The sequence below is a fragment of the uncultured Amnibacterium sp. genome, assembly GCF_964245895.1.
Taxonomy (GTDB): Bacteria; Actinomycetota; Actinomycetes; order Actinomycetales; family Microbacteriaceae; genus Amnibacterium.
Genome location: NZ_CAXTOQ010000176.1, coordinates 2,628 through 6,392, shown reverse-complemented (window position 1 = coordinate 6,392; position 3,765 = coordinate 2,628). Strand labels below are relative to the sequence as shown.

4 protein-coding genes are annotated in these 3,765 nt (G+C 73.5%); 3 read left to right on the top strand and 1 reads right to left on the bottom strand.

The features are described 5' to 3' along the window. Positions 1-379: glutamate ligase domain-containing protein (locus tag ACFE60_RS16670; RefSeq protein WP_375389980.1), on the top strand; the 379-nt coding region annotated here is incomplete at its 5' end. Here ACFE60_RS16670 and ACFE60_RS16665 read toward each other — a convergent pair. Next, entirely contained in the window at positions 369-1,961 is a 1,593-nt protein-coding gene (locus tag ACFE60_RS16665) for an MFS transporter (protein ID WP_375389979.1), read from the bottom strand. The two genes, ACFE60_RS16670 and ACFE60_RS16665, sit on opposite strands and share 11 nt — an antisense overlap. Before the next feature lie 22 nt (positions 1,962-1,983). Between ACFE60_RS16665 and ACFE60_RS16660 the strand changes: the two genes are divergently transcribed. Together ACFE60_RS16660 and ACFE60_RS16655 are read left to right on the top strand one after the other, a co-directional pair. Further along, positions 1,984-2,394, top strand: coding sequence for a MarR family winged helix-turn-helix transcriptional regulator (locus ACFE60_RS16660; RefSeq protein WP_375389978.1), 411 nt, complete (start codon positions 1,984-1,986; stop codon positions 2,392-2,394). A 273-nt stretch (positions 2,395-2,667) separates the two neighbouring features. Beyond that, a complete protein-coding gene (locus ACFE60_RS16655) occupies positions 2,668-3,696 on the top strand; it encodes a DNA topoisomerase IB (RefSeq protein WP_375389977.1) in 1,029 nt (342 codons plus the stop codon). Positions 3,697-3,765 lie beyond the last annotated feature (69 nt).

The following is a 3,765-nucleotide window of genomic DNA, read 5'->3' as shown; positions in this document are numbered from 1 at the left end:
CGGCGCGGACGGCGACCGCGACACGACGAAGCGCCCGGACATGGCGAGGGCCGCCGTGCTCGGCAGCGACGTGCTGATCGTCACGGACCACCACCCCCGCTTCGAGGATCCCGCGAGCATCCGCGCCGCGCTCGTCGCCGCGGCGCGGGAGGCTGCTCCGGATCATCCGCTGTACGAGGAGGGGCAGCCCGAGCGGGCGATCCGCCTCGCGGTGTCGCTCGTCGGACCCGGCGACGCCATCCTCTGGGCGGGGCCGGGGCACCAGAACTACCGGGACATCCGCGGGGTCCGCACCGACTACTCGGCTCGGCGGGAGGCGCGCGCGGCGCTGCAGGAGGCGGGCTACGCGGCCGCCCCCTCCCAGGACCTCACGAGCTGACCGGACCCTCGCCGTCCGGCTCGCGCCGGCCGCCGAGCCGCAGCGTCGCCAGCAGCCCGAGCACCAGGAACCCGGCGGCCGCGAACGCCGCGAAGCGCGTGCCGTCGCTGAACGCCTCCTCGGCGGCAGCACGGACCGCGGCGTCGGTGATCGCGGGGATCGACGTGCCGGACGAGTCGACCACCGAGGCCACGATCGCCGTGCGCTCGGCCGCGGGGACCGCGCCGGCCAGCCGGGCGTCGAGGATGCCGCCCACGCTGGTGAACAGGATCGTGCCGAGCACCGCGATGCCGAGCGCCGAACCGACCTGGCGGGCGGTGCTCTGGGTGCCGGAGCCCTGCCCGCTCTGCTCCACCGGCACGTCCATCAGCACGACGCCGGTCAGCTGCGCGGTCGCGAGCCCGACGCCGAAGCCGTAGACGAGCAGGCACGGCACGACGGCGTACCAGGGCGTGGTGGACGAGACGACCAGCCCGATCCCCGCGACGCCCACGATCTCCGCCGCGAGGCCCACCCGCACGACCGCGACGGGGGAGAAGCGCCCGGTCGTCGCGCCTGCGGCGCCCGACGCGACGAACGAGCCGACGGCGAGGGCGAGCAGCACGAACCCGGTCTGCAGGGCGCTGTACCCGAGCACGCTCTGCAGCCAGAGGGGCAGGGACAGGATGATGCCGAACTCGCCGAGCGACACGATCATCGCCGCGAGGTTCCCGTTCCGGAACGACGGGATGCCGAACAGCGAGAACGCGATGAGCGTGCTGCGGCCGGCGCGCTGGCGGCGGATGCCCCGCACGACGAACGCGGCGCCGGCCAGCACCGTCACGAGGAACGCGAGCGGGATCGGGGAGACGCCGAGGCCCCACCAGGCGGGCGGGTCGGCGGAAATCCACCATCCGTAGGTCCGGCCCTCGATCAGCCCGAACACGAGCGAGCCGGTGGTCACGACGGCGAGCACGGCGCCGGTCACGTCGATGCGCCGCGTCTCCTCCGCGCGCGACTCCGCGACGAACACCAGCAGCCCGATCACGATGACGATCCCCAGGGGCACGTTGATGCCGAACGCCCACCGCCACGAGAACGCGGTGGTGAGGAACCCGCCCAGCAGCGGCCCGACGGCGGCCATCCCGCCGATCGTCGACCCCCACACCGCGAACGCGATCCCGCGCTCCCGGCCGCGGAACGTCGCGTTGATGACGGACAGGGTGGTCGGCAGGATCATCGCGCCGCCGACGCCCTGCAGCACGCGCGCGCCGATCAGCAGCTCGCCGCTGCCCGCCGTGGCGGCGAGGACCGACGAGAGCGCGAACACCGTCACGCCCACGAGCAGCAGGCGGCGGCGGCCGAAGCGGTCGGCGAGCGTGCCGAAGACGAGCAGCAGCGCCGCGAAGACGAGCGTGTAGCTCTCCTGCACCCACTGCACCTGGGTCGACGAGATCGCGAGGTCGTCCACGATCGACGGGATCGCGACGTTCACGATCGTCGAGTCGACGATGATCAGCGCGACGGCGACGCTGATGAAGACGAGTCCGATCCACGGGCGCCACGTCGTGACGTCCGAGGAATCGGTAAGCCGGCTGACCATCTCAGGACGGTACCATCGGGCGGTGCCGGAGGATCTCTCGACGTGGCCGATCGGGCGGCTGCTCTCGACCGCCTCCCGTCAGGTGGAGAACCGGTGGCAGGAGGCGCTCGCCGCCCACGGGATCACCCACGCGGGCGTGATCGTGCTGCATCTGCTGTCGGACGGCGCGAAGAGCCAGAGCGAGCTCGCGACGCTCGCGAAGGTCGAGGACCAGACGATCTCCCGGACGATCGAGCGGCTCGAGCGGTCCGCGCTCGTCAGCAGGGAGCGCGACCCTGCGGACGGGCGCCGGCTGATCGTCTCCCGCACGCCGGCCGGCGCCGCCGCCTTCGACGCGACGCGCACCATCGAGGCGGACCTCTTCCCGCCGATCGAGGACGAGGAGGCGTTCCGGTCGCAGCTCGTGCGGATCATCCGCTCCCACGGGCGCTGATCGACGCTTACGCGACTCATCGGTTCGCCTCGGGTCGTCATCAGATCCCGTGCCTACCGTCGTCGACGGACAGTCCGAGGAGATCTCCGGGGCCGGCCGCACCACGGTCCGACGGGCAATCGGATCGAGTCCCGGTGCGCCGAGCCCCTCCCGGACCGGGTGGGTGAGAAGGGGAGGGCAGGACGCCCTCCCCTTCTCCATGTCCGCGCGCCCCCTTGCACCGCGGCGCAAGCCCCCGTTCCGCCCAGGCGGGGGTCCGTACGCTCGCCGACCATGACGGACGCACCGCCCGCCCGAGCCGGCCGGCTGCGGAAGAGCAACCCGCTCGGCAAGGGGTACCACCGGGTCCGGTCGGGCTCGGGGTTCGGCTACCGGTCGGCCGACGGCGCGACCGTGAAGGACGCCGCCCTGCGTGCCCGCTTCGACGCGCTGGGCATCCCGCCCGCCTGGACGGACGTGTGGATCGCGCCGTACGAGAACGGCCACATCCAGGCGGTCGGCTACGACGCGGCGCACCGGAAGCAGTACATCTACCACCCGACCTGGCGGGAGCGGCACGACAAGCGCAAGTTCAAGCGCATGCTGCTGCTCGCCGAGGCGCTGCCCGGCGCCCGCGGCACCGTGCGCAGGCACCTCCGCGACGGGGACCGGCCGAAGCGGCAGGTGCTCGCCGCCGCGTTCCGCATGCTCGACCTCGGCGGGCTGCGCATCGGCTCCTCCGCGTACGAGGAGGCGAACGGCAGCTTCGGCCTCACCACGCTGCACGGCGAGCACGTCGAGATCGACGGCGACGTCGTCCACCTGCGCTTCCCGGCGAAGAGTCACAAGGTGTGGGACTCGACGATGAAGGATGCGGATCTCGCGGCGCTGCTCGAGCGACTCCGCGCCCGGGGGCCGCACGAGCGCCTCCTCGCCTACGAGCGCGAGGGCGAGTGGCGCACCCTGTCCCCGTCGGAGGTCAACGCCTACGTGCGGAAGCGGCTGCGCGGCGAGTTCTCCGCGAAGGACTTCCGCACCCTGCGCGGCACGGTCGCGGCCGCCAGGAGCCTCGCGGAGCACGGCCCGGAGCCGAAGCGGACGTCGCAGAAGCGCGCCGTGGCCGAGGCGATGCGGGCCGCCGCGGAGGAGCTGTCGAACACCCCGACCGTCGCGAAGGCGAGCTACGTGGACCCCCGGCTGGTGGACCGCTACCGCGCGGGCGAGACGATCGACCCGGCCAGGCCCCACGCGGCGGAGGCGGAGACCCTCGCGCTCCTGTTCGAGTCGCCGCGCGCCGCCATCGCGGAGCCCGCGGAGGACTGACCGCGCCGCACCGCCGCGCGGTACCTCCACCCGCTCGCGCGGTACCTCCACCCGCTCGCGCGGTACCTC